The 23198-nt window shown below is 65.8% G+C and carries 25 protein-coding genes and 1 tRNA gene; 21 read left to right on the top strand and 5 right to left on the bottom strand.

The window, feature by feature from the left end; all coding sequences use genetic code 11:
• Genes hisB through Q0693_RS09280 form a run of 3 tightly spaced genes read right to left on the bottom strand, consistent with a single transcriptional unit; the run spans position 1 to position 2596 of the window.
• A complete protein-coding gene (hisB, locus tag Q0693_RS09290) occupies positions 1-585 on the bottom strand; it encodes an imidazoleglycerol-phosphate dehydratase HisB (protein ID WP_243030088.1) in 585 nt (194 codons plus the stop codon).
• On the bottom strand, positions 578-1621 hold the full coding sequence (locus Q0693_RS09285; RefSeq protein ID WP_298631077.1) for a histidinol-phosphate transaminase: 1044 nt from the start codon (positions 1619-1621) through the stop codon (positions 578-580). Before Q0693_RS09285 ends, hisB begins: the two co-directional genes overlap by 8 nt.
• A gap of 39 nt (positions 1622-1660) precedes the next feature.
• Positions 1661-2596, bottom strand: a complete 936-nt coding sequence (locus Q0693_RS09280) for a thiamine-phosphate kinase (RefSeq protein WP_298631074.1) — start codon at positions 2594-2596, stop codon at positions 1661-1663.
• Between the two features lie 27 nt (positions 2597-2623).
• Between Q0693_RS09280 and Q0693_RS09275 the strand changes: the two genes are divergently transcribed.
• From Q0693_RS09275 to Q0693_RS09265, 3 genes are read left to right on the top strand one after another with little or no spacing between them, the layout of a single operon-like run.
• The gene (locus Q0693_RS09275; RefSeq protein ID WP_298631071.1) at positions 2624-3340 is read left to right on the top strand and encodes a 2-phosphosulfolactate phosphatase; all 717 of its coding nucleotides are present in this window, start codon (positions 2624-2626) and stop codon (positions 3338-3340) included.
• On the top strand, positions 3328-4032 hold the full coding sequence (locus Q0693_RS09270) for a WecB/TagA/CpsF family glycosyltransferase (RefSeq protein ID WP_298631068.1): 705 nt from the start codon (positions 3328-3330) through the stop codon (positions 4030-4032). Before Q0693_RS09275 ends, Q0693_RS09270 begins: the two co-directional genes overlap by 13 nt.
• Positions 4033-4041: 9 nt before the next feature.
• Complete coding sequence (locus Q0693_RS09265; protein WP_298631066.1) at positions 4042-5934, top strand: tetratricopeptide repeat protein; 1893 nt, start codon at positions 4042-4044, stop codon at positions 5932-5934.
• Between the two features lie 36 nt (positions 5935-5970).
• Here Q0693_RS09265 and Q0693_RS09260 read toward each other — a convergent pair.
• Positions 5971-6046: transfer RNA gene (locus tag Q0693_RS09260), tRNA-Ala, on the bottom strand.
• Positions 6047-6083: 37 nt separating this feature from the next.
• Positions 6084-6446, bottom strand: coding sequence for a hypothetical protein (locus Q0693_RS09255; protein WP_298631064.1), 363 nt, complete (start codon positions 6444-6446; stop codon positions 6084-6086).
• A gap of 62 nt (positions 6447-6508) precedes the next feature.
• Here Q0693_RS09255 and Q0693_RS09250 point away from each other — a divergent pair, with 62 nt between their 5' ends.
• The 18 genes from Q0693_RS09250 to Q0693_RS09165 form a co-directional block, all read left to right on the top strand.
• Positions 6509-7150 (top strand): Rad52/Rad22 family DNA repair protein, encoded by a 642-nt coding sequence (locus Q0693_RS09250; protein WP_298631061.1) that lies wholly within the window; start codon positions 6509-6511, stop codon positions 7148-7150.
• The gene (locus tag Q0693_RS09245) at positions 7147-7893 is read left to right on the top strand and encodes a metallophosphoesterase (protein ID WP_243030080.1); all 747 of its coding nucleotides are present in this window, start codon (positions 7147-7149) and stop codon (positions 7891-7893) included. Before Q0693_RS09250 ends, Q0693_RS09245 begins: the two co-directional genes overlap by 4 nt.
• Entirely contained in the window at positions 7886-8704 is an 819-nt protein-coding gene (gene rsmA / locus Q0693_RS09240) for a 16S rRNA (adenine(1518)-N(6)/adenine(1519)-N(6))-dimethyltransferase RsmA (RefSeq protein ID WP_298631058.1), read from the top strand. Before Q0693_RS09245 ends, rsmA begins: the two co-directional genes overlap by 8 nt.
• 167 nt (positions 8705-8871) lie before the next feature.
• Positions 8872-9231 (top strand): NADH-quinone oxidoreductase subunit A, encoded by a 360-nt coding sequence (locus tag Q0693_RS09235; RefSeq protein ID WP_243030078.1) that lies wholly within the window; start codon positions 8872-8874, stop codon positions 9229-9231.
• Entirely contained in the window at positions 9222-9767 is a 546-nt protein-coding gene (locus Q0693_RS09230; RefSeq protein ID WP_114313823.1) for an NADH-quinone oxidoreductase subunit B, read from the top strand. The genes Q0693_RS09235 and Q0693_RS09230 overlap by 10 nt, the downstream gene beginning before the upstream one ends.
• A gap of 3 nt (positions 9768-9770) precedes the next feature.
• Positions 9771-10391 (top strand): NADH-quinone oxidoreductase subunit C, encoded by a 621-nt coding sequence (locus Q0693_RS09225; RefSeq protein ID WP_298631053.1) that lies wholly within the window; start codon positions 9771-9773, stop codon positions 10389-10391.
• Complete coding sequence (nuoD, locus tag Q0693_RS09220; RefSeq protein WP_243030075.1) at positions 10388-11608, top strand: NADH dehydrogenase (quinone) subunit D; 1221 nt, start codon at positions 10388-10390, stop codon at positions 11606-11608. The genes Q0693_RS09225 and nuoD overlap by 4 nt, the downstream gene beginning before the upstream one ends.
• Before the next feature lie 9 nt (positions 11609-11617).
• Positions 11618-12163, top strand: coding sequence for an NADH-quinone oxidoreductase subunit NuoE (gene nuoE, locus Q0693_RS09215; protein ID WP_243030074.1), 546 nt, complete (start codon positions 11618-11620; stop codon positions 12161-12163).
• Positions 12160-13473 carry an NADH-quinone oxidoreductase subunit NuoF gene (nuoF, locus tag Q0693_RS09210; protein WP_298631049.1) on the top strand — a complete coding sequence of 438 codons (1314 nt, stop codon included), beginning with the start codon at positions 12160-12162 and terminating at the stop codon, positions 13471-13473. Before nuoE ends, nuoF begins: the two co-directional genes overlap by 4 nt.
• 2 nt (positions 13474-13475) lie before the next feature.
• Positions 13476-15824 (top strand): NADH-quinone oxidoreductase subunit NuoG, encoded by a 2349-nt coding sequence (gene nuoG / locus Q0693_RS09205; RefSeq protein WP_298631092.1) that lies wholly within the window; start codon positions 13476-13478, stop codon positions 15822-15824.
• Positions 15821-16915, top strand: a complete 1095-nt coding sequence (gene nuoH, locus Q0693_RS09200; RefSeq protein ID WP_298631046.1) for an NADH-quinone oxidoreductase subunit NuoH — start codon at positions 15821-15823, stop codon at positions 16913-16915. The genes nuoG and nuoH overlap by 4 nt, the downstream gene beginning before the upstream one ends.
• Positions 16912-17460, top strand: a complete 549-nt coding sequence (gene nuoI, locus Q0693_RS09195; protein ID WP_114313817.1) for an NADH-quinone oxidoreductase subunit NuoI — start codon at positions 16912-16914, stop codon at positions 17458-17460. Before nuoH ends, nuoI begins: the two co-directional genes overlap by 4 nt.
• The gene (locus tag Q0693_RS09190) at positions 17457-17996 is read left to right on the top strand and encodes an NADH-quinone oxidoreductase subunit J (protein WP_298631041.1); all 540 of its coding nucleotides are present in this window, start codon (positions 17457-17459) and stop codon (positions 17994-17996) included. Before nuoI ends, Q0693_RS09190 begins: the two co-directional genes overlap by 4 nt.
• Positions 17993-18280 carry an NADH-quinone oxidoreductase subunit NuoK gene (gene nuoK, locus Q0693_RS09185; RefSeq protein WP_114313815.1) on the top strand — a complete coding sequence of 96 codons (288 nt, stop codon included), beginning with the start codon at positions 17993-17995 and terminating at the stop codon, positions 18278-18280. The genes Q0693_RS09190 and nuoK overlap by 4 nt, the downstream gene beginning before the upstream one ends.
• A 2-nt stretch (positions 18281-18282) precedes the next feature.
• Positions 18283-20100, top strand: a complete 1818-nt coding sequence (gene nuoL, locus Q0693_RS09180; RefSeq protein WP_243030071.1) for an NADH-quinone oxidoreductase subunit L — start codon at positions 18283-18285, stop codon at positions 20098-20100.
• Positions 20094-21503 (top strand): NADH-quinone oxidoreductase subunit M, encoded by a 1410-nt coding sequence (locus tag Q0693_RS09175; protein ID WP_298631035.1) that lies wholly within the window; start codon positions 20094-20096, stop codon positions 21501-21503. The genes nuoL and Q0693_RS09175 overlap by 7 nt, the downstream gene beginning before the upstream one ends.
• Positions 21500-22780: an NADH-quinone oxidoreductase subunit N gene (locus Q0693_RS09170; protein ID WP_298631032.1), complete on the top strand. Its 1281-nt coding sequence runs from the start codon at positions 21500-21502 to the stop codon at positions 22778-22780. The genes Q0693_RS09175 and Q0693_RS09170 overlap by 4 nt, the downstream gene beginning before the upstream one ends.
• An 81-nt stretch (positions 22781-22861) precedes the next feature.
• The coding region (locus tag Q0693_RS09165; protein WP_298631030.1) for a hypothetical protein at positions 22862-23198 on the top strand (337 nt) is incomplete at its 3' end.

Raw genomic sequence — 23198 nt, 5'->3', positions numbered from 1 at the left:
CTAAAGGACCCCCTTGGTGCTGGGAAGCCCCTCCCCCGTGATCCGGGTCGCCCGGTGAAGGGCCCGGGCCAGGGCCTTGAAACTGGCCTCCAGCACGTGGTGCACCTCCCTGCCGGATAGGAGCCTCAGGTGCAGGGTAAGGCGGCCGTGGTTCACCAGCCCCCGCAGGAACTCCCGCAGGTGGTAGTGGTTCACGCCCCCCGCCTCCCCCACCAGGGGCCATTCCTCGGGGCGGTACTCCAGGTGGGGCCTACCCGAAAGGTCCACCACGCAAAGCACCAGGGTCTCGTCCATGGGGGCGAAGGCCTCGGCGTAGCGCTCCAGGCCCATCCCCTCTCCCAGGGCCTCCTTCAGGGCCTGGCCCAGGGTGATGCCCACATCCTCCACCAGGTGGTGCACGTCCACCTCCAGATCCCCCTGGGCCTTCACCTCCAGGAGGAAGCGGCCATGCCGCTGAAGCTGCAGAAGCATGTGGTCCAGAAAGGGAAGGCCCGTGGCCATCTCGCCCCCTGGGGGCCCATCCAAGCCCAGGCGCACCCGCACCCAGGTTTCCGCCGTGGCCCGCTCCACCGTAGCCTCACGCATACGCCACCTCAAAGGCCGCCTTCAAAAAGGCATCCATCTCCTCCTTGAGGCCCACCGTGACCCGGATACATCCCGAAAGGCCGGGGTAGTGGTCCTGCCGGCGCACCAGGATCCCCTGGGCAAGCAGGTGGCCAAACGCCTCCGCGGCATCCGGGGTGCGCACTAGGAGGAAGTTGGTGTGGCTCCTATGGGGCCGCCAGGTGGGATGGGAAAGAAGCCTCCCATACACCCTCTCCCGCTCAGAGCGCACCGTTTCCACCACTTCCCCGACATACCCCGGGTTCTCCAGAACCACCTCCAGGATGGCCCCGGTATGGGCGGGTAGGACGAAGGGAGGAAGCACCTCCCGCACCACCTGGGCCACCTCCGGAGCCGCAAGCAGGTATCCAGCCCGGATGCCCCCCAGGGAAAAGGCCTTGGAAAAGGTGCGCAGGAGGGCCACATGGGGGTTTCCCCGGCCTAGGTGGCTGAAGTCGGTACCGGCGAACTCCCGGTAGGCCTCGTCCACCACCAGTAGACCCCCCACCTCCCTGGCCCTTTCCGCCAAGGCCCTTAGGGCCTCCTCAGCAAACAAGGTCCCGGTGGGGGCGTGGGGGTTGGGCAAGAAGAAGACCCCGCCTTGGAAGGAGGCCAAGGCCTCTTCCAGGGGAAGGGAAAACCCTTCCCTAAGGGGCAGCGTCCGGTAGGGGGTTCCCGCCATCCGGGCCGCATGGGCGTAGTGGGGAAAGGAGGGGCTTAGGTCCAAGACCTCCTCCGCCGCCACCGCCAGGGCCAGGATGAGGAGGTTGGACCCAGGAGCCAGCACGATTCCCTCCTCAGGCCAGTCCAGGAGGCCGGCTAGCCTCCTTCGCAAACCCTCAGCATGGATCTCGGGATAGCGGTTCCAGGGAAGCCGGGCCAGGCGCCTTAGGGCCTCCTCCTTCAAGGGAAGGGGCAGGTCAAAGGGGCTTTCGTTCTGGTCCAGCTTCACCGGGGCCTCCACCTTTTGGTAGGGGTACGGCGCCAGGCCCAGGAGGTGCGCCTTAAAGGCCCGCATGGGTCAAGTATAGCCAAAGGGCAGGAAGCCCCCTCCGGGCTAAAAGTGGGTGTACCCCCTTCGGGGCACAGGCCTGGCCCCAAAGTACACCCCCTTCCCTTCCCCTATATGGCCGGCAAAGAAGAGGGGAAGCCCCACCCCTTGCGCCCGGAGCAGAACCTCCTCTTCCCTCTCCCGGGGCACCACCAGGACCGCTTCAAACTCCTCCCCCCCGTAGAGGACCAGCTCATAGGCCTCCTCCTCCCCACCCGCAAAGGCCAAGACGTCGGGGTATAGGGGTAGGGCCTCGAGGTCCACCCGCACCCCCAGATCGGCAAGCTGCCAAAGGGTTTCCGCCAGGCCATCGGAGGAGTCCAGGCTTCCCCGCAGGAGGCCCTTAAGGCCGAGAAGCTCCAGCCGGGGCAGGGGGTAAAAGGCGGCCTCTTGGATGAGAGGGAAACCCTCTAGGTCCCTACCCCGGTAGTGGGCGGCAATGGCCGCCCCCGTCCTGCCCCAGCGGTCCCCGGCCAAATAGACCCGGTCCCCGGGCAAGGCCCGGCGGGGCAAGGGAGCCTCGGCGTAGGCGAAGCCGGAAACGGTGAGGGCCACCTCTTGGCCCCTATTGGTGTCCCCCCCCAGAAGGCAAGCCCCAAGCCGCCTCGCCGCCTCCGCGGCCCCTTCCACCAGCTCCAAGGCGAAGGCCTCCTCGAGGTCCTCCGGCAAGAAGAGGCCCAGGGTAAACCCCAAGGGCTTGCCCATCTTGGCGATCAGGTCCGAGGCCGTGGCCGCCACCCCCCTAAAGCCCACCGCAAAGGGCCCCATCCCCAAAAGGGCCACCTCCCGGTAGAGGAAGCCGTCCGTCTTCAAAAGCCAGGCCACCCCCTCCACCCAGACCCCCCCGGCGTCATCCCCTGGGGGCAAGGGGGCACCCAGGGGATAACCGATGGGGGCCAGTTTCCCAAGAAGCGCCCGCTCTCCCAAGTCCCTAAGCCGCATAGGCCCAGGCTACGGTATCATGGCGGGGTGTGCCGGGTTGACCTTTGCCTAAGGCCCGCCCCTGGACCCTTGGTGCTGGTGGAGGTCCTCCCCGCAGGAAGCCTCCTCAGCCAGCTCCTGGCCCAGGGGGCCGAGGAGGCCTGGGTAACCCCCGGGCCCAAGGTGGCCCGTCTGCTGGCGGAGGAGTTGGGAAAGGAAGCCCTTCTTCTGGGCGAGGTGGAGGGGTTTCCCCTCGAGGGTTTCCATGGCCGTCTCTCCTTGGTGGAACTGGAAGGCTTGAACCTGAAGGGAAAACGGGCCATCCTGGTGGCCCCGACGCTGAACGCTAGCCTTCTTCCGGGAGAGGAGGAGGTTTACCTGGTGGGCTTCCGTAACGCCAAGGCCGCCTGGGAACTCCTCCGCCCGCTAAAGGGCCTCGTGCTCCGGCCTGCGGGAGCCCCCGAGCCCCTGCTTTCTGCGATGGTGGCGGCGGGTTTCCTGCAGAAAAAGCTGGCCCCCCATGCCCCTTTAAGTCTGGCCTCCGCCCTCCTCAGGGCCTTCCCCGACCCCCAGGAGGCCCTTTTCCAAAGCCCTGAGGGCCAGGCCCTCCACAAGGAGGGGCGCACGGAGGAACTGGCCCGGGCCAGCCTCATCGGGGTGGACCCGGTGGTGCCCCGGCTGGCCGGGGTGCGCTTCTTCCCCAAGTGGGAGTACGGCCTGACCCAGGACCGCTACGCCCAGAGGTTCGTGCCGTGGAACGGCTAGAGATCCTCGGCCTGCCCTTGGACCCCGTGGACATGGAAGGGGCCCTGGCCCGCATCGGGGACTTCCTGAAGGAAGAGGGCACCCATCAGGTGGTGACCCTGAACCCCGAGATGGCCGTGCGGGCCCAGAAGGAGGAGGCCTTAAGGCGGGCCATCCTCGAGGCGGAGTTGGTAACCCCGGACGGGATAGGTATTCTCTGGGCCGCCAAAAGGCTCCTCGGCCTGGACCTCAAGGAGCGGGTCACCGGGGTGGACCTTACCCTGGCCCTCTTGCGGCGCTTTCCCCGAATCCGGGTCTACCTCCTAGGGGGAAAACCCGGGGTAGCCGAGCGGGCCGCGGCCGAGGCCAGGCGGCTGGGGGCCGAGGTGGTGGGTTTCCATCACGGCTACTTCCAGGAGGAAGAAGGGGTGGTGGAGGAGATACGGCAAAAGGCCCCCGACCTCCTCCTGGTGGGCATGGGGGAAAGGCAGGAGGTCTTTATCCACCGGCACAAACCCCACCTGGGCGCCAAGGTGGCCATGGGGGTGGGGGGCACCCTGGACGTCCTGGCCGGCGAGGCGAAGCGCCCCCCTGCCTGGGCCCAGAGGCTGGGTCTGGAATGGCTTTTAAGGGTGGGCCTGGACCCCAAGCGCTGGAAAAGGGCCCCCAGGCTTTTCCGCTTCGCTTACCTTGTCCTTAGGGAAAAGCGCTAGAATGCCTCCATGGCCATCCCACGCTTTCTGGCCCTTTTCCTCCTCCTGGGACTGGGATTAGCCCAGGGGCTGGTCCTGCCCTTTGAAGGCCCCGAGGGCTTCCGCCGGGCCCAGGCTTTCGCGGAGGGCCTTAAGGCCCCTCCCCCCACCCTCCTGGCCCTTCTCCTTCCCGACCTCCCCTGGCAAGGCAGCTACGACCTGGCCGGGGGGCTTTACACCAAGGCCGGGGCCCGATTGGCCCAAGCAGCCACCGGGGCCGATTGGGTTCTCCTGGGCAAAGAGGAGGAAAGGGGCCTAAGGCTTTTTTTGGCCCGCAAGGACGGGGTCAAGGAGGGGCTTTTTGCCACCCCAAGCCTGGCCTGGCTTTGGCTGCAGGGGGAGGGCCTGGCTCCCAAGTGGGTCCCCTTGCCCAGCCCTAGCCCACCTGAGGAGGCGCTGAGAAGCCTTGCCCAAGGGCAGAACCCTGACCCCTTACACCAGTCCGCCTTGGACCTAAAGGAGGGGCGTGGAGCCGGCCTTTTGCAAGGGCTTTTACCGGAAAGGCTGCTCCTCCTTTGGCAAGGGAAACTCCCCCCGGCGTACCAAGCCTTCTTCCTCCTCTCCCAAGGGAAGCGGGAAGAGGCCCTCAAGCAGGCGGAGGCCCTGCTCCAGGGAGATGTTTTGCAGCGGACCGCCGCCCACTTGGTCCTGAGGGCCCTCGAGGACCCGCGCTGGAAGGAGTCGGCCCGCAGCCTAGCCCAGGCCTTCCCCGAGCTTCCCCTGGCCTGGGAGGAGGTGAGCTTTGCCGCCTTCCACGAGGGCAAGGGGGAGGAGGCCAGGGATGCCCTGCTGAAGGCCCTCAGGCTCAGGCCGGATTACTGGCTCTACTGGACCAACCTGGGCTGGGCCTACTACCTCACGGGGGACATCCCCCGGGCCATCCTGGCCTCCCAGCGGGCGGTGGCCTTAAGGCCTAACGCCACCGCCTACTACAACCTGGGGCTTTTTAAGGCCATCCACGGGGACTACCTGGGGGCCAAGGCCGCCTACGACCGGGCCCTGCGGCTAGACGAGGGGGAGGACTTCCCCGAGGCCTTAAAGGACCTGGAGGAGCGCCAGGAACCCCTGGCCCTCTTCTTCCGGGCCTACCTTTCGGAGCGGGCAGGGCTTCCGGCCAAAGCCCTGTACCAAGCCTTCGTGGAAACCCACCCCCGGCATCCCCTGGCCCAGGCGGCAAAGAGGGCCCTGGACCGGGGAGAAGGGGGGCTGGTTTTGGAGGTGAAGCGGCTTTCCCTGATCCCCGGGGACCTGGAGGCCCGGCCCTTCCGCGCCGGGGAAGCCGTTTTCCCCGAGGTAAGGCTCAGCGCCCACCCTTACCTGCCGCGCGGGGAGCTGGAAACCCTCCTCTACCGGCAAGGAACCCTCCTGGCCCAGGAGAAAAAGCCCTTGGGCTTCCCACCCCTCACCGCGGCCCTCGAGGAGGTAGCCCCCGCCGTCACCCTGCCCGAGCCCGGGCGGTATCTCCTGGAGGTCCGCTACGGCCAAGCCCAGGTGGCCATTCCCCTGGAGGTGGGGCCGGAAAGCCTGGCCCGCAAGCTCTATGCCTTGGGCCTGGAGGTGCGGGACTTGGATGGGGCCCTTCTGCTTACCGCCAAAGAAGCGTTGGGCCCTGAGGGGGACCGCCTCCTCGTGGAAAGGACCCTGGAGGCCCTAAGGCAAGCCGCCCCCCTGGCCACGGGAGAGCGCCTCACCGCTCCCCTGGCCCAAGGCCCCTACGCCGGTAAAAGCGTGCAAAGCCTCCTGCAAAGCCCATCCCCGGAGATGGTAAAGGCCTTTTTCCAGGCGGTGTTGGAAGCCCCCGAGCTCCTGGCGGAAAACGACGTGGTCAACGCCCTGGTGAACTGGCTTCTGGAAAGCCGGTAGCAAGAAAGCCTCCCGCCTTCAGGCGGGAGGCTTTGCTGGTGGAGCCGACGGGACTCGAACCCGTGACCTCCTGAGTGCGATTCAGGCGCGCTCCCAGCTGCGCCACGGCCCCACGCGCCCTATATGGTAGCCGGGGGCCTTGGCCTTGTCTAGTCCCCTTCCTTGAGGCGGACCTCCACCCGGCCCTTCTTGTCCTTCACGGAAAGCTTGGCCTTGGCCTTGCCCTTTTTGTACTCCGCCTTCCACTCATCCTTTTTCACCTCGTACTTCACCCGCACCCAGCCCCGGCGGCGAAGGTCCTCGTCGTGGTAGCGGAAGATAGCCTCCGCCTGGGAGTAACGGTAGACCACCACCATCCCTTGGGGCTCCGGAAGGCGCTCCACCACCACCGCCTGAGGGAAGAGGTTGAAGGAGAGGCTGGCGCTGATGCGAAGCTCCAAAGAGGGGGTGGGGCCGACCTCGAGGGCCCAGGCCAGAAGCAGCAAGGGGAGCATTCCCAGGATCCTGCGCATAAGCCTAGCTTAGCCCATCCTTCCCCCTAACCCCTGAGGGTAGCCTAAAGTACACTTTAACTATGGACGAAGTTTGGCAGAAACTCTCCGAACCCTTCCCCCCCGGCGAGGTGCAGTGGCGCATAGAAGCCCTCTCCCGCGACAAAAAGAGGGCCCTGGTGGTCCCCTACGTGGACGCCCGCACCGTCCTGGACCGCTTGGACCGGGCGGTGGGCCCTGAGGGCTGGCAGGATGCCTACGAGGTCCTGGCCGATGCCGAACGCACGGTCAAGGACGAGCGGGGGGAGCGGCGCGAACGCCTGGTGGAGGTGAAGTGCCGCCTCACGGTCCTGGGGGTGACCAAGGAGGACGTGGGGGAAGGGGATTCCCTAAAGGCGGCCTTCTCCGATGCCCTAAAGCGGGCGGCGGTGAAGTTCGGGGTAGGCCGCTACCTCTACCGCCTGGAAAAGCAGTGGGTGGACTACGACCCGGAAAAAGGACGCTTTACTCCGCCCAGGCTCCCCGAACCCCCAGGGGAAGAAGCCCCGCCGGAAGAGGAAAAACCCGAGGCCTACCGGCTCATTGACCAGCTCCTGGAAAGGCTTAAGGAGAAGGGGCTGGGCAAGGAAGCCGCCAAAATCGTCACCAAATACGGGGGCTACGGCAAAACCCTCGAGGAGACCAAACGCCTTTACGGGGAGCTCAGGGCCCTGCTCAAGGGATGAGGATCATCGCCGTCGGGGACCTCCACGCCGACTTCCCCACCCTCTGGCGCATCCTGAAGGCGGAGGGGTTGGCCGACCCCGGCCTTAGGCCCACGGAGGAGCTGGTTTCGGGAAGGACCCACCTGGTCCTCCTGGGGGACCTGGTCCACCCCAAAACCCCCAGGGGTTACGAGCGCCTCACGGGGCTTAGCCCCTTTGACCCCCAAGACCCCCACCACCTGCGCCTGGCCGCGGGGGCCCAGATCCGGGAACTCTACCGGATCAAGGCCTTCCAGGAAGCCGCCCAGGGACAGGTGACCATCCTCCTGGGCAACCACGACGAGGCGGTGCTGAGAGGGGAGCCCATCCTGGGAAACCAGCACCTCAAGCACCTGGAGTTCCACCCCGAGCACGGGGGGCGCTCCCTTCCCCAGGCCCTAAGGGCCTGGATGGCGGGCTTCCCCCGGGAGGTGGTCTTCCACGGGGTGCACTTCGCCCACGTGGGCCCCGTGCCCTGGCTCCAGGAGTACGACGAACTCTTCTACGCCCAAAGCGAGCCCAAGACCTGGTGGTTCCGCACCCCGGACTACGTGGAGCGCATGGGCTACCGCTTTGGCGTGTACGGCCACGTGCCCATGAAGCAAGGCATCCTCCTAAAGGAACGCTTCGCCCTCATTGACGCCCTGGACCTGGGGGAGTACCTGGAGCTCTTCCCCAAAGAAGACCCCTTGCGCCCCCGGGTGAAACGCCTGAACCATGCTTAAAGACTTGCTTTCCCCCAAAGGGGTGCGGGAGTTGCTGCAGCGCCATGGGCTTTTCGCCGACAAGCGCCTGGGGCAGAACTTCCTGGTCTCGGAGGCCCACCTAAGGCGCATCGTGGAGGCGGCCAAGCCCTTCACCGGGCCCGTCTACGAGGTGGGACCTGGCCTTGGGGTCCTCACCCGCGCCCTGGCGGAGGCTGGGGCCCAGGTCACGGCGATAGAAAAGGACCTGCGGCTAAGGCCCCTGCTGGAGGAAACCCTAAGGGGCCTGCCCGTGACCTTGGTCTTCGCCGATGCCCTCGAGTTCCCCTGGGAAGGGGTACCGGAAGGAAGCCTTCTGGTGGCCAACCTCCCCTACAACATCGCCACCCCCCTCATCACCCGGCTCTTGCAAAGCGGGCGCTTCGCCCGCCTGGTCTTCCTGGTGCAAAAAGAGGTGGCCGAGCGCATGGTGGCCCGGCCCAACACCCCTGCCTATGGCCTCCTCTCCCTGCGGGTGGCCTACCATGCCCAGGCGGAAAAGCTTTTTGACCTCCCCCCAGGGGCCTTCTTCCCGCCCCCCAAGGTGCAAAGCAGCCTGGTCCGCCTCAGGCCCCGAAAGGTGCCCGACGACCCCCAGCTCTTCCGGCTCCTGGAAGCCGCCTTCGCCCAACGGCGCAAAACCCTAAAAAACGCCCTTTCTGCCGCAGGCTACCCCAAGGAAAAGGTAGAGGAGGCCCTCAGGAGCCTGGGCCTACCCCCAGAGGTGCGGGCCGAGGCCTTAGACCTAGGCCAGTTTCAGCGGCTTAGAGAGGCTCTTTACACAGGGGTGTAGGGTGCTTGCAACCGATAACCAAAGGTCCTACACCGATTAGCCACCCCCCTGGTGTAGCCTGGCCCATTTGTCCCAAGATAGGGGTGATAAGATGGGCGGGAAATGAGGAGGGGGCCCGGGGGTCTTGGGCTTCCTCCTCGTGACAAGAGGCACGAAAGGAGGGGACCTTGGCGCCAATAGCGGAGTATGTGAACATCCTGATCTATCTGGGGGTGGCCCTTTTCATCGGGGTGGCGGCCCTGGTGGTGGGGGCTCTCCTCGGTCCCAAGAAGCCGGGCCGGGCCAAGCTGATGCCCTACGAGTCAGGGAATGACCCCGCGGGGGAGGTCAAGCGCTTCCCCGTGCACTTCTATGTGGTGGCCATGCTCTTCATCCTCTTTGACGTGGAGGTGGCCTTCCTGTGGCCCTATGCGGTCAGCGCAGGGGGGCTCGGCCTTTACGGCTTCTTGGGCGTGGCGGGCTTTAGCCTGCTCCTCTTCGTGGGCTTCCTCTACGAGTGGTGGAAGGGGGTGATGCGGTGGCACTGAAGGACCTCTTTGAGCGGGATGTCCAGGAGCTGGAGCGGGAGGGCATCCTCTTCACCACCCTGGAGAAGCTGGTGGCCTGGGGAAGGTCCAACTCCCTTTGGCCCGCCACCTTTGGTCTGGCCTGCTGCGCCATTGAGATGATGGCCTCCACCGACGCCAGGAACGACCTAGCCCGCTTCGGGAGCGAGGTTTTCCGGGCAAGCCCCCGCCAGGCGGACGTGATGATCGTGGCGGGCCGGCTTTCCAAGAAGATGGCCCCGGTGATGCGCCGGGTCTGGGAGCAGATGCCCGACCCTAAGTGGGTGATCTCCATGGGGGCCTGCGCCAGCTCGGGGGGCATGTTCAACAACTACGCCATCGTGCAGAACGTGGACTCGGTGGTGCCGGTGGACGTCTACGTCCCCGGTTGCCCTCCGCGCCCCGAGGCCCTCATCTATGCGGTGATGCAGTTACAGAAAAGGGTGCGGGGCCAGGCGGTGAACGAAAGGGGCGAGAAACTGCCCCCCGTGGCCGCCTGGAAGCGCACCAGGGGGTGAGGTATGAGGCTGGATAGGGTGCTGGAAGAAGCCCGGGCCCAGGGCTACGCCATAGAGGACAACGGCCTGGGCAACCTCTGGGTGGTGGTGCCCCGGGAGGCCTTCAAGGAGGCAATGGCCCACTACAAGGCCCTGGGCTTCAACTACCTGGCGGACATCGTGGGCCTGGACTACCTGGAATACCCGGACCCTCGCCCGGAGCGCTTTGCTGTGGTCTACGAGCTGGTTTCCCTGCCGGGGTGGGGGGATGGGGATGGGAGCCGGTTCTTCGTCCGGGTCTACGTGCCGGAAAAGGACCCCCGCCTCCCCACCGTCACCCACCTCTGGGGAAGCGCGAACTTCTTGGAAAGGGAGGTGTACGACCTTTTTGGCATCGTGTTTGAAGGACACCCCGACCTGCGCAAGATCCTGACCCCGGAGGACCTCGAGGGCCACCCCCTGCGCAAGGACTTCCCCCTAGGGGAAACCCCCACCCTCTTCCGCGAGGGGAGGTTTATCGTGCCCAGCGAGTTCCGGGCCGCCCTAACCGGCAAAAACCCCGGCCTCACCATGTACCGGGGGGGTAGCCGCAAAGGATACCGGGCCCTTTGGGCCGATCTCACCAAGGCCAAGGAGGTCAAATGAAGGACTACCTGGACCTGGACCCCCCGGTGACGGAGGAGCCCAAAGAACTCCGCACCGAGGTGATGACCCTCAACGTGGGCCCCCAGCACCCCTCCACCCACGGGGTCTTGCGGGTGGTGGTGACCCTCTCGGGGGAAGAGGTTCTGGACCTGGTTCCCCACATCGGTTACCTCCACACCGGGTTTGAGAAAAACATGGAGAACCGGACGTATACCCAGGTGATCACGTATACGCCCCGGATGGACTACCTCCACTCCTTCGCCCACGACCTGGCCTACGCCCTGGCGGTGGAGAAGCTGGTGGGGGCGGTGGTGCCCCCCAGGGCCGAAACCATCCGCATCATCCTGAACGAGCTCTCCCGCCTGGCCAGCCACCTGGTCTTCCTGGGGACGGGCCTGCTGGACCTCGGAGCCCTTACCCCCTTCTTCTACGCCTTCCGCGAGCGGGAAACCATCCTGGACCTCTTTGAGTGGGTCACGGGCCAGCGCTTCCACCACAACTACATCCGCATCGGCGGGGTCAAGGAGGACCTGCCCGAGGAGTTCGTGCCCGAACTCAGGAAGCTTTTGCAGGTTCTGCCCCACCGCATAGACGAGTACGAGGCCCTTTTCGCAGAAAGCCCCATCTTCTACGAACGGGCCCGGGGGGTGGGGGTGATTCCCCCCGAGGTGGCCATCAACCTGGGCCTCACCGGGGGTTCCCTACGGGCCAGCGGGGTCAACTACGATGTGCGCAAGGCCTATCCCTATGCGGGCTACGAAACCTACCAGTTTAACGTACCCCTAGGGGAACACGGGGATGTCTTTGACCGCATGCTGATCCGCATCCGGGAGATGCGGGAGTCGGTGAAGATCATCCAGCAAGCCCTGGAGAGGCTGGAGCCGGGGCCGGTGCGGGACCCGAATCCCCAGATCACCCCGCCCCCCAGGCACCTTTTGGAAACCTCCATGGAGGCGGTCATCTACCACTTCAAGCACTACACCGAGGGCTTCCACCCCCCCAAGGGGGAGGTGTACGTGCCCACGGAGTCCGCCCGGGGGGAGCTGGGATATTACATCGTTTCCGACGGAGGCAGCATGCCCTACCGGGTCAAGGTGCGGGCCCCCAGCTTCGTGAACCTGCAAAGCCTTCCCTATGCCTGCAAGGGGGAGCAGGTGCCCGACATGGTGGCCATCATTGCCAGCCTGGATCCCGTCATGGGCGACGTGGACCGATAGGGAGGGAAGATGGGATTCTTTGATGACAAACAGGATTTCCTAGCGGAAACCTTTGCCAAATACCCGCCGGAAGGACGCCGCGCCGCCATCATGCCCCTCTTGAGGCGGGTGCAACAGGAGGAGGGTTGGATCCGCCCGGAGCGTGTAGAGGAGATCGCCCACCTGGTGGGCACCACGGCCACGGAGGTCATGGGGGTAGCCAGCTTTTACTCCTACTACCAGTTCGTGCCCACGGGGCGCTACCACCTCCAGGTCTGCGCCACCTTGAGCTGCAAGCTGGCCGGGGCCGACGAGCTTTGGGACTACCTCACGGAAACCTTGGGCATCGGGCCAGGGGAGGTAACCCCGGATGGCCTTTTTAGCGTGCAGAAGGTGGAGTGCCTGGGAAGCTGCCACACGGCTCCGGTGGTGCAGGTGAACGACGAGCCCTATGTGGAATGCGTGACCCGGGCCCGCCTCGAGGCCCTCCTTTCGGGCCTGAGGGCCGGCAAACGCCTGGAGGAGGTGGAGCTTCCCGGCAAATGCGGGCACCACGTACACGAGGTGGAGGTATGACCGGGCCCATCGTTTCCGGACGCGACCCCCGCTTTGAACGGACCCTCTACGCCCACGTGGGCCGGGAGGGAAGCTGGACCCTGGACTACTACCTGAAGCACGGGGGGTACGAAACCGCCAAGCGGGTGCTCAAGGAGAAGACACCCGAGGACGTGATTGAGGAGGTGAAGCGCTCGGGCCTCCGGGGCCGGGGCGGGGCAGGCTTCCCCACGGGGGTGAAGTGGAGCTTCATGCCCAAGGATGGGAGGCAGCATTACCTGATCTGCAACGCCGACGAGTCCGAGCCGGGAAGCTTTAAGGACCGGTACATCATGGAGGATGTCCCCCACCTGCTCCTCGAGGGCATGATCCTGGCGGGCTACGCCATCAGGGCCACGGTGGGGTACATCTACGTGCGGGGGGAGTATCGCAAGGCCGCGGACCGGCTGGAGGCCGCCATCCGGGAGGCCCGCGCCCGGGGCTACCTGGGGGATAACCTCTTCGGCACGGATTTTTCCTTTAACGTGCACGTGCACCGGGGAGCCGGGGCCTACATCTGCGGGGAGGAGACCGCCCTCATGAACTCCCTGGAGGGCCTGAGGGCCAACCCCCGCCTTAAGCCCCCCTTCCCCGCCCAGTCGGGGCTTTGGGGCAAGCCCACCACCATCAACAACGTGGAAACCCTGGCCGCGGTGGTGCCCATCCTGGAGCGGGGCGCCGACTGGTTCGCCAGCATGGGCACGGAGCAGTCCAAGGGGGTGAAGCTCTACCAGATCTCCGGGCCCGTGAGGCGGCCGGGGGTGTATGAGCTTCCCATGGGAACCACCCTGCGGGAGCTCATCTACGATTGGGCCGGTGGCCCCTTGGAGCCCATCCAGGCCCTCATCCCCGGGGGCTCCTCCACCCCCCCCTTGCCCTTCACCGAGGAGATCCTGGACACCCCCATGAGCTATGAGCACCTACAGGCCAAGGGCTCCATGCTGGGCACCGGGGGCGTGATCCTCATACCGGAAAGGGTCAGCATGGTGGACGCCATGTGGAACGTGACCCGCTTTTACGCCCACGAGTCCTGCGGCAAGTGCACCCCCTGCCGGGAAGGGGTGGCGGGCTTCATGGTGAACCTCTTCGCCAAGATCGGCTCCGGGGAGGGAGAGGAAAAGGACGTGGAGAACCTGGAGGCCCTCCTGCCCCTCATTGAGGGCCGGAGCTTCTGCCCCTTGGCGGATGCGGCGGTGTGGCCGGTAAAGGGCTCCTTGAAGCACTTCAAGGACCAGTACCTGGCCCTGGTGCGGGAAAAGAGGCCCGTGCCCAGGGTAAACCTCTGGAGGTGAAGGTGGTTAGGGTCAAGGTCAACGACCGCACAGTGGAGGTGCCCCCGGGGACCAGCGTCATGGACGCGGTCTTCCACGCGGGGTACGACGTGCCCCTTTTCTGCTCGGAAAAGCACCTCTCCCCCATTGGGGCCTGCCGCATGTGCCTGGTGCGCATCGGCCTGCCCAAGAGGGGCCCAGACGGCAAGCCGGTTCTGAACGACCAAGGCGAGCCCGAGATCGCCTGGCAGCCCAAGCTGGCGGCCAGCTGCGTCACCGCCGTGGCGGACGGGATGGTGGTGGACACCCTCTCGGAGGTGGTGCGGGAGGCCCAAGCGGGGATGGTGGAGTTCACCCTCCTCAACCACCCCTTGGACTGCCCCACCTGCGACAAGGGCGGGGCCTGTGAGCTTCAGGACCGTACGGTGGAGTACGGGCTTTACGAGAAGTATTACCAAAAGGACCCGCTGGCCCCACCCACCTATACCCGCTTTGCGTTCACCCGCCGCCACGTGGACAAGCACCACCCCCTATCCCCTTTCGTGGTCCTGGACCGGGAGCGGTGCATCCACTGCAAGCGCTGCGTGCGCTACTTTGAGGAGATTCCGGGGGACGAGGTCCTGGACTTCATTGAGCGTGGGGTGCACACCTTCATCGGCACCATGGACTTCGGGCTTCCCTCGGGGTTTTCCGGGAACATCACCGACATCTGCCCCGTGGGGGCCCTGCTGGACCTCACCGCCCGCTTCCGGGCCCGCAACTGGGAGATGGAGGAAACCCCGAGCCACTGCGCCCTGTGTAGCCTGGGGTGCGGCATCACCGCGGACACCCGAAGCGGTGAGCTTCTCCGGATCCGGGCCCGGGAAGTGCCCGAGGTGAACGAGATCTGGCTTTGCGATGCCGGCCGGTTTGGGCACGAATGGGCGGACGAAAACCGGGTCCACTATCCGCTGGTGCGCAAAGGGGGGAGGCTGGTGGAAGCCAGCTGGGAGGAGGCCTTGGCCGCCCTACGGGAGGGTCTCAAAGGGGCGAAAAAGGAAGAGGTGGGGATATACCTGCCCCACGACGCCACCCTCGAGGAGGGCCTCATGGCCGCGGAGCTGGCCCGGGCCCTCAACACCCCCCACCTGGACTTCCAGGGCCGCACCGCCGCCCCCGCAAGCCTCTTCCCGCCCGCCACCCTTGAGGACCTCCTAAGGGCCGACTTGGCCCTCATCCTGGGGGACCCCACGGAGGAAGCCCCCCTCCTCCACCTCCGCCTAAGCGAGTTCGTGCGGGACCTAAGGCCCGCCCCCAGGTTGGCCCACGGCACCCCCTTCGCCGACCTTGCCATCAAGGAGAGGATGCCCCGCCGCACCGAGAAGCTGGCCCTCTTCGCCCCCTACCGGGTGCCCCTCATGAAGTGGGCCGGCATCGCCCAGGTCCATGCCCCGGGGGAGGAGCGGGAAATCCTCCTGGCCCTTCTGGGGGATAAGGAGGGAGGGGAGGCGGTGGCCCGGGCCAAGGAGGCCTGGGAGAAGGCCCAAAACCCCGTCCTCATCCTGGGGGCCGGGGTCTTGCAGGATACGGTGGCCGCGGAAAGGGCCAGGCTCCTTGCCGAGCGCAAGGGGGCCAAGGTCCTGGCCATGACCCCGGCGGCCAATGCCCGGGGCCTCGAGGCCCTGGGGGTGTGGCCTGGGGAGAGGGGAGCGGGCTGGGACGAGGCCGGAAGCCCCTACGCCTACTACGGCTTCGTGCCCCCGGAAAGCGCCCTAAAGGGCAAGCGCTTCCTCCTGATGCACCTAAGCCACCTCCATCCCCTGGCGGAGCGGTATGCGGACGTGGTCCTCCCCGCCCCCACCTTCTACGAGAAGCGGGGCCGGGTGGTGAACCTGGAGGGCCGGGTCCTCCCCTTAAACCCCGCCCCCATCCATAGCGGCGAGGCGGAAGGGGCCTTGCAGGCTTTGGCCCTTCTGGCCGAGGCCCTGGGGGTGCGGCCCCCCTTTAGGCTGGGCCTCGAGGCGGAAAAGGCCCTTAAGGGCAAGGTACCCCCTCCTTTGGGCCTCCTTTCCCACCGCACCAAGGAACTCCGGCCCCAGGCCCAGGAGGGAAGGCTTTACCTTAGGCCCACCATGTGGAAGGCCTGGCAGCTTACCGGCAAGGTGAAGGAAACCGTGCGCCCCGAGCTTTGGGTCCACCCGGAAACCACCAAGGCCGAGGCCCTTTTGGAAGGGGCCTGGGTGGAGGTGGAAACCCCCTTAGGAAGCGTGCGGGCCCAGGTGGTCCACCGGGAGGACCTGGCTAGGGGCTTCCTTTACCTCTCCGCCATGGGCCCCTTTGCGGGGCGAAGGGTGGAGGCCAAGGTATTGGTGCCCACGGGAGGTGAGGCATGAACCCGTACCCCCTGGATCCCTACTGGATGGTGGCCCTGAAGGCTTTTTTGGTGGTGGTGGGCCTTCTCACCGCCTTCGCCTTCATGACCCTGATCGAACGCCGCCTCCTGGCCCGCTTCCAGATCCGCTTGGGCCCCAACCGGGTGGGGCCCTTGGGGCTCTTTCAGCCCATCGCCGATGCCATCAAGAGCATCTTCAAGGAAGACCTGGTGGTGGAGCGGGCGGACAAGGTGCTCTTCGTCCTAGCCCCCTTGATCGGTGTGGTCTTCGCCCTCCTGGCCTTCGGGGCCATCCCCTTTGGCCCTCCAGGGAGCTTCTTCGGCTACCAGCCCTGGGTCTTGAACCTGGACCTGGGCCTTCTCTACCTCTTCGCCGTGGGCGAGATGGCCATCTACGGCATCTTCCTGGCGGGTTGGGCCTCGGGGAGCAAGTATAGCCTCCTGGGCTCCTTGCGCTCCTCGGCCAGCCTCATCTCCTACGAGCTGGGCCTGGGTATCGCCCTCCTCTCCCCCGTGCTCTTGGTGGGAAGCCTCAACCTGAACGACATCGTGAACTGGCAAAAGGAACACGGTTGGCTGGCCCTTTACGCCTTTCCCGCCTTCCTCATCTACGGCATCGCCGCCTTGGCCGAAGCCGCCCGCACCCCCTTTGACCTGCCCGAGGCCGAGCAGGAGCTGGTGGGGGGGTACCACACGGAGTACAGCTCCATCAAGTGGGCCCTTTTCCAGATGACCGAGTACATCCACTTCATCACCGCCAGCGCCCTTATCCCCACCCTTTTCCTGGGGGGCTGGACCATGCCCTTCCTGGAAGTGCCCTACCTCTGGATGTTCCTCAAGATCGCCTTCTTCCTCTTCCTCTTCATCTGGATCCGGGCCACCTGGTTCCGGTTACGCTACGATCAGCTTCTGCGTTTCGGCTGGGGCTTCCTTTTCCCGGTGGCCCTGGTCTGGTTCCTGGTGACCGCCTTGGTGGTGGCCCTGGACCTTCCCCGCTCCTACCTCCTCTACCTCTCCTTGGCCGCCTTCTTGGTCCTTCTGGGAGCGGTGATGTATAGCCCCAAACCCGCCCGCAAAGGAGGTGGCGCATGACCCTAAAGGCCCTGGCCCAAAGCCTTGGCATCACCCTCAAGTACCTCTTTTCCAAACCGGTGACCGTCCCCTACCCCGACGCCCCCGTGGCCCTCAAGCCCCGCTTCCACGGCCGCCACGTGCTCACCCGCCACCCCAACGGCCTGGAGAAGTGCATCGGCTGCTCCTTGTGCGCCGCCGCCTGCCCGGCCTATGCCATCTACGTGGAGCCCGCGGAAAACGACCCGGAAAACCCGGTCTCCGCGGGGGAGCGCTATGCCAAGGTCTACGAGATCAACATGCTCCGGTGCATCTTCTGCGGGCTTTGCGAGGAGGCCTGCCCCACCGGGGCCATCGTGCTGGGCTACGACTTTGAAATGGCCGACTACGAGTACTCGGACCTGATCTACGGCAAGGAGGACATGCTGGTGGACGTGGTGGGCACCAAGCCCCAGCGCCGGGAGGCCAAGATCACCGGTAAACCGGTGAAGCCCGGCTACGTGGTTCCCTATGTCCGCCCCGAGTTGGAGGGGTTCAAGGCCCCCACGAAAGGAGGCGGAAAATGAGCCCCTGGGAAGCCTTGGCCCTTCTCCTACTCCTCTTCTCCGGGGTCCTGGTGGTCACCTTGAAAAACGCCATCCACGCCGCCTTGGCCCTCATCGGGAACTTCCTCATATTGGCTGGGCTCTATGTGGCCCTCGAGGCCCGCTTCCTGGGTTTCATCCAGATCATCGTCTACGCAGGGGCCATCGTGGTCCTCTTCCTCTTCGTCATCATGCTCCTCTACGCCGCCCAGGGCGAGGTGGGGTTTGACCCCCTGGTGCGAAGCCGCCCCTTGGCCTCCCTCCTCTCCGTGGGGGTAGCCCTGGTCCTCCTCTCGGGGCTTTGGGGCCTCAATCTGGCCTTCACCAAGGACCTCCAAGGTGGCCTGCCCCAGGCCCTGGGGCCCCTCCTTTACGGGGACTGGCTCCTGGTGCTTCTGGCGGTGGGCTTCCTCCTCATGGCGGCCACGGTGGTGGCGGTGGCCCTGGTGCAACCGCCAAGGCCTCTGGATGCCCTGAGCCCCGAGGAGCGCAAGGAGGAAAAGGAGGTGGTGCGGTGAGTTACCTATTGGCCTCCGCCCTGCTTTTCGCCTTGGGGGTCTATGGGGTCTTGACCCGCAGGACCGCCATTTTGGTTTTCCTTTCCATTGAGCTCATGCTAAACGCCGCCAACCTCTCCCTGGTGGGCTTCGCCCGGGCCTACGGCCTGGAGGGCCAGGTGGCGGCCCTCATGGTGATCGCCATCGCCGCCGCCGAGGTGGCGGTGGGCCTCGGCCTCATCGTGGCCATCTTCCGCCAACGGGAGAGCACCGCGGTGGACGACCTTTCGGAGCTTAGGGGGTGAAGATGCTTCTCCTGACCATCCTCCTTCCCCTCTTGGGCTTTGCCCTTTTGGGTCTTTTCGGCAAGCAGATGAAGGAACCCCTACCCGGGGTGGTCGCCTCCCTACTGGTCCTGGCCTCCTTTCTGGTGGGGGTGGGCCTTCTCCTTTCGGGTGGGGCCCGGTATGAGGCGGAATGGCTCCCGGGAATCCCCTTCAGCCTCCTTTTGGACAACCTCTCGGGCTTCATGCTCCTCATCGTCACCGGGGTGGGGTTCCTCATCCACGTCTACGCCATCGGCTACATGGGGGGGGATCCCGGCTACAGCCGCTTCTTCGCCTACTTCAACCTCTTCATCGCCATGATGCTCACCCTGGTCCTGGCCGACAGCTACCCGGTGATGTTCATCGGCTGGGAGGGGGTGGGATTGGCCAGCTTCCTCCTCATCGGCTTCTGGTATAAAAACGCCCAGTATGCGGACTCCGCCCGCAAGGCCTTCATCGTGAACCGCATCGGCGACCTGGGCTTCATGCTGGGCATGGCCATCCTCTTTGCCCTTTACGGCACCCTTTCCATCAGCGAGCTCAAAGAAGCCCTGGAAGGCCCCTTGAAAAACCCCAGCCTGCTGGCCCTGGCAGGCCTTCTCCTCTTCCTGGGGGCGGTGGGGAAAAGCGCCCAGGTGCCCCTCATGGTCTGGCTTCCCGACGCCATGGCCGGCCCCACCCCGGTTTCCGCCCTGATCCACGCGGCCACCATGGTGACCGCCGGGGTCTACCTCATCGCCCGTAGCTCCTTCCTCTACGCCAACCTCCCCGACGTTTCCTACACCATCGCCGTCATAGGCTTGATCACGGCCGCCTACGGGGCCCTTTCCGCCTTTGGCCAGACCGATATCAAGAAGATCGTGGCCTACTCCACCATCAGCCAGCTGGGGTACATGTTCCTGGCCGCCGGGGTAGGGGCCTACTGGGTGGCCCTCTTCCACGTCTTCACCCACGCCTTCTTCAAGGCCCTCCTCTTCCTGGCCTCGGGGAGCGTGATCCACGCCTTGGGTGGGGAACAGGATGTGCGCAAGATGGGCGGGCTTTGGAAGCACCTGCCCCTAACCCGCTGGCACGGGCTCATCGGGGCCCTGGCCTTAGGGGGCCTGCCCCTCCTCTCGGGCTTCTGGTCCAAGGACGCCATCCTCACCGCCACCCTCACCTACCCCTTCGGCGGCCTGGGCTTCTACCTGGGGGCGCTACTGGTGGCGGTGCTCACCGCCATGTACGCCATGCGCTGGTTCGTCCTGGTCTTTCTGGGGGAGGAGCGGGGGCACCACCATCCCCATGAGGCCCCTCCGGTAATGCTCTGGCCCAACCACCTTTTGGCCCTGGGCTCGGTGCTGGCCGGGTACCTGGCCCTGCCCCATCCCCTGCCCAACCTCCTCGAGCCCTTCTTGAAGCCCACCCTGGCGGAGGTGGAGGCCCACCACCTCTCCTTGGGAGCGGAATGGGGCCTCATCGCCCTCTCGGGGGTGGTGGCCCTCGGGGGGCTCTGGCTGGGCTTCACCTTCTTCCAACGGAAAACCTTCCCCGCCTGGTACCTCACCTTTGAGGCCTGGAGCCGGGAAAGCTTCTATGCGGACCGGGTGTACAACGCCCTTTTGGTGAACCCCTTGAAGGCCTTGGCGGAGGCCCTCTTCCTGGGGGACCGTAGCCTCCTGCGCGGCTACTTCGGCCTGGGCGGGGGGGTACGTAGCCTAGGCCAAGGGATCACCCGGCTGCAGACCGGTTACCTAAGGGTTTATGCCCTTCTTTTCGTGCTGGGCGCTTTGCTGCTACTGGGGGTGATGCGGTGGTAATCCTGGCGATTCTTTTACCCCTTCTCTTGGGCGGTCTCCTCCTTTTAGGCCTTCCCCGCACCCTGGGGGTTTGGGGGGCGGGGTTAAGCTTCCTCCTCAACCTCTACCTCTTCCTCACCCACCCGGGCGGAATGGCCCACGAGGTAACCCTTCCCTTGCTTCCGGGGTTCGGGGTTTACTGGGCCTTTGGGCTGGATGGGCTTGCCGCCCTCTTCTTCCTCACCATCGGCCTTACCGTCTTCCTGGGGGCTTTGGTGGCCCAGGTGGAAGGCCGGTTCTTGGGCCTGGCCCTTCTCATGTCCGGCCTTCTCCTGGGGCTTTTCGCCGCCCGGGACCTTTTGGTCTTCTACCTGTTCTTTGAAGCGGCCTTGATCCCCGCCCTCCTCATGCTCCTCTTCTATGGCGGTGAGGGGCGGCATAAAGCCCTCTACACCTTCCTCCTCTTCACCCTGGCGGGATCCCTGCCCATGCTGGCCGCCATTCTGGCGGTGAAGGCCCTGGGGGGGAGCCCCAGCTTCCTCCTCGAGGACCTCCTGGCCCACCCGGTGGGGGGAAGCGTTGCCTTCTGGGTGTTTTTGGGCTTCGCCCTAGCCTTTGCCATCAAGACACCCCTTTTCCCCCTGCACGCCTGGCTTCCCCTCTTCCACCAGGAAAACCATCCCTCGGGGCTCGCCGACGCCATGGGCACCCTCTACAAGGTGGGGGTCTTCGCCTTTTTCCGCTTCGCCATCCCCTTAGCCCCGGGAGGATTTGCGGAACTTCAGGGGCTTCTCCTCTTCCTGGCGGCCATCTCCGCCCTATATGGCGCCTGGGTGGCCTTCTCCGCCAAGGACTTCAAGACCCTTTTGGCCTATGCCGGGGTTTCCCACATGGGGGTGGCCGCCTTGGGGGTCTTCTCCGGCACCCCGGAAGGGGCCATGGGGGGGCTTTACCTCCTGGCGGCCAGCGGGGTCTACACGGGGGGGCTTTTCCTCTTGGCGGGTAGGCTTTACGAAAGGCTTCACACCCTGGAGATCGGGCGCTTCCGGGGCCTAGCCGAAAGCGCCCCCGGGCTGAGCGCCCTGGCCCTTTTCCTGTTCCTGGCCATGGTGGGGCTTCCGGGGCTTTCCGGCTTTCCGGGAGAGCTTATGACCCTCCTTGGGGCCTACAAGGCCAGCCCCTGGCTCACCGCCCTCGCCTTCCTCTCGGTGATCGCCGGGGCCGCCTACGCCCTCACCGCCTTCCAGAAGGTCTTCTGGGAGGAGGGTCCAAGGGGGGCGGAGGACCTGAAGGGGGCGGAATGGCCCTTCGCCTTCCTGACGGTGGCCGCCTTGGTCCTCATGGGCGTCTTCCCCGGGTTCTTCGTAAAGGGCCTTGAGCCTCTGGCGGAGGCCTTCGCCAAGATCCTTGGAGGTGGCGCATGACCCTGATGGTGCTCACCGTGTTCTCCGTGGCCCTTACCCTTTTGGGCTTCTTCGTTTCCGTGCCCCTTTACAAACGGCTCACCATCCTGGGGCTCTCCTTGGCCCTTCTTTCCCTCCTTCTCACCTGGGGAAGGCCCTTCGCCCTTGGCCCCTACCAGGTGGACGGCATCGCCCAGGTCTTTACCCTGCTGGCCCTTTTGGGAGCCCTCTGGACCGTGGGGTTGGTGCGGAGCCGGCGCTTTGAGTTCTACCTCCTGGTCCTCTACGCCGCCTTGGGGATGCACCTTCTCGCCTCCACCCAAAACCTCATCCTGATGCTGGTGGCCCTCGAGGCCCTTTCCCTCCCCCTTTACGCCCTGGCCACCTGGCGGAAAGGGGAAGGTTTGGAAGCCGCCCTAAAGTACTTCCTCCTGGGGGCCTTGGCCGCCGCCTTCTTCCTCTACGGCACCGCCCTCCACTACGGGGCCACGGGCAGCCTCTTGGCGGGGACCCCTGGCGAAGGCCCCCTTTACGCCCTCGCCCTGGGCCTCCTCCTGGTGGGACTGGGCTTCAAGGTGGCCTTGGCCCCCTTCCACTTCTGGACCCCCGACGTCTACCAGGGTAGCCCCACCCCGGTGGTGCTCTTCATGGCCACGGGGGTGAAGGCGGCCGCCTTTGCCGCCCTGCTTCGGGTGGCCGCGCCGGGCGTCCCCGACGCCTTGACCCTCCTCATCGCCCTCTCCGTGATCCTGGGGAACCTGGCCGCCTTGGGCCAGCAGGAGGCGAAAAGGCTTTTGGCCTATAGCTCCATCGCCCACGCCGGGTACATGGCCTTGGCCCTCTACACGGGAAACGCCACGGCCTTGGGCTTCTACCTCCTCACCTACGTGCTGGCCACGGGACTGGCCTTCGCCGTGCTCTCGGAGGTCTCCCCCGACCGGGTGCCCCTAGAGCGGATCAAAGGCCTCTTCCACCAGGACCCTCTCCTCGGCCTGGGCCTTTTCCTGTCCTCCCTCTCCCTCCTGGGCCTACCTCCCCTGGCGGGCTTTTGGGGCAAGTACCTGGTCTTCAGCGAAGCGGCCAAGGCAGGCCAGTGGGGGCTCCTGGTGCTGGCCCTCCTCACCAGCGCGGTGAGCGCCTACTACTATCTGGCCTTGGGCTTGGCCGTGTTCCAGAAGGGGGCTGCCGAGGCCCACCCCCGTCCCTGGGCCCGGAGCGTGGCCCTGGGGGTAGCGCTTCTTCTCATCCTGCTGGGCCTCATTCCCGGAGCCGTGCTCCCCGCCCTGGCCGCGGGCTAAGCCCGTGGCCTTCCGGCCCTGGGGTACGGAAGGTATCCTGGGGCCCGGGACTTTTCCCCACACCAGGTTTACACTCAAGGCATGGAGGACCCCCTGGCCCATCTCCCGCGGGAGCTTTTGCACAAGGACCCCCTGGGGTACGTGGCCCGGGGGGCCCAGGCCTTGCCCAAGCACCTCCGGGGGGCCTGGCTCCTGGGGGTGGTAAGCGGCTTCCTCTGGCCGGAGGCCCCGCCGCCCAAGGACCTCTCCGCCTTTTTCCGCCGGAGCGAGGGGGCCTGGCGGGAGGCGGAGGCGTACTTCCTGGAGACGGGGCTGGACTTCCCGGTGCTGGTGAGCCAGTGGGCCAAGGAGGCCCTGGACCCCCTTCTCCACCGCAAAAAGGAACCTCCCTGGGAAAGCCTGGCCCTGGCCTTCCAGG

It is taken from the genome of uncultured Thermus sp. (assembly GCF_938010445.1).
Lineage (GTDB): Bacteria > Deinococcota > Deinococci > Deinococcales > Thermaceae > Thermus > Thermus altitudinis.
This window is presented reverse-complemented; position numbering and strand designations above follow the sequence as displayed.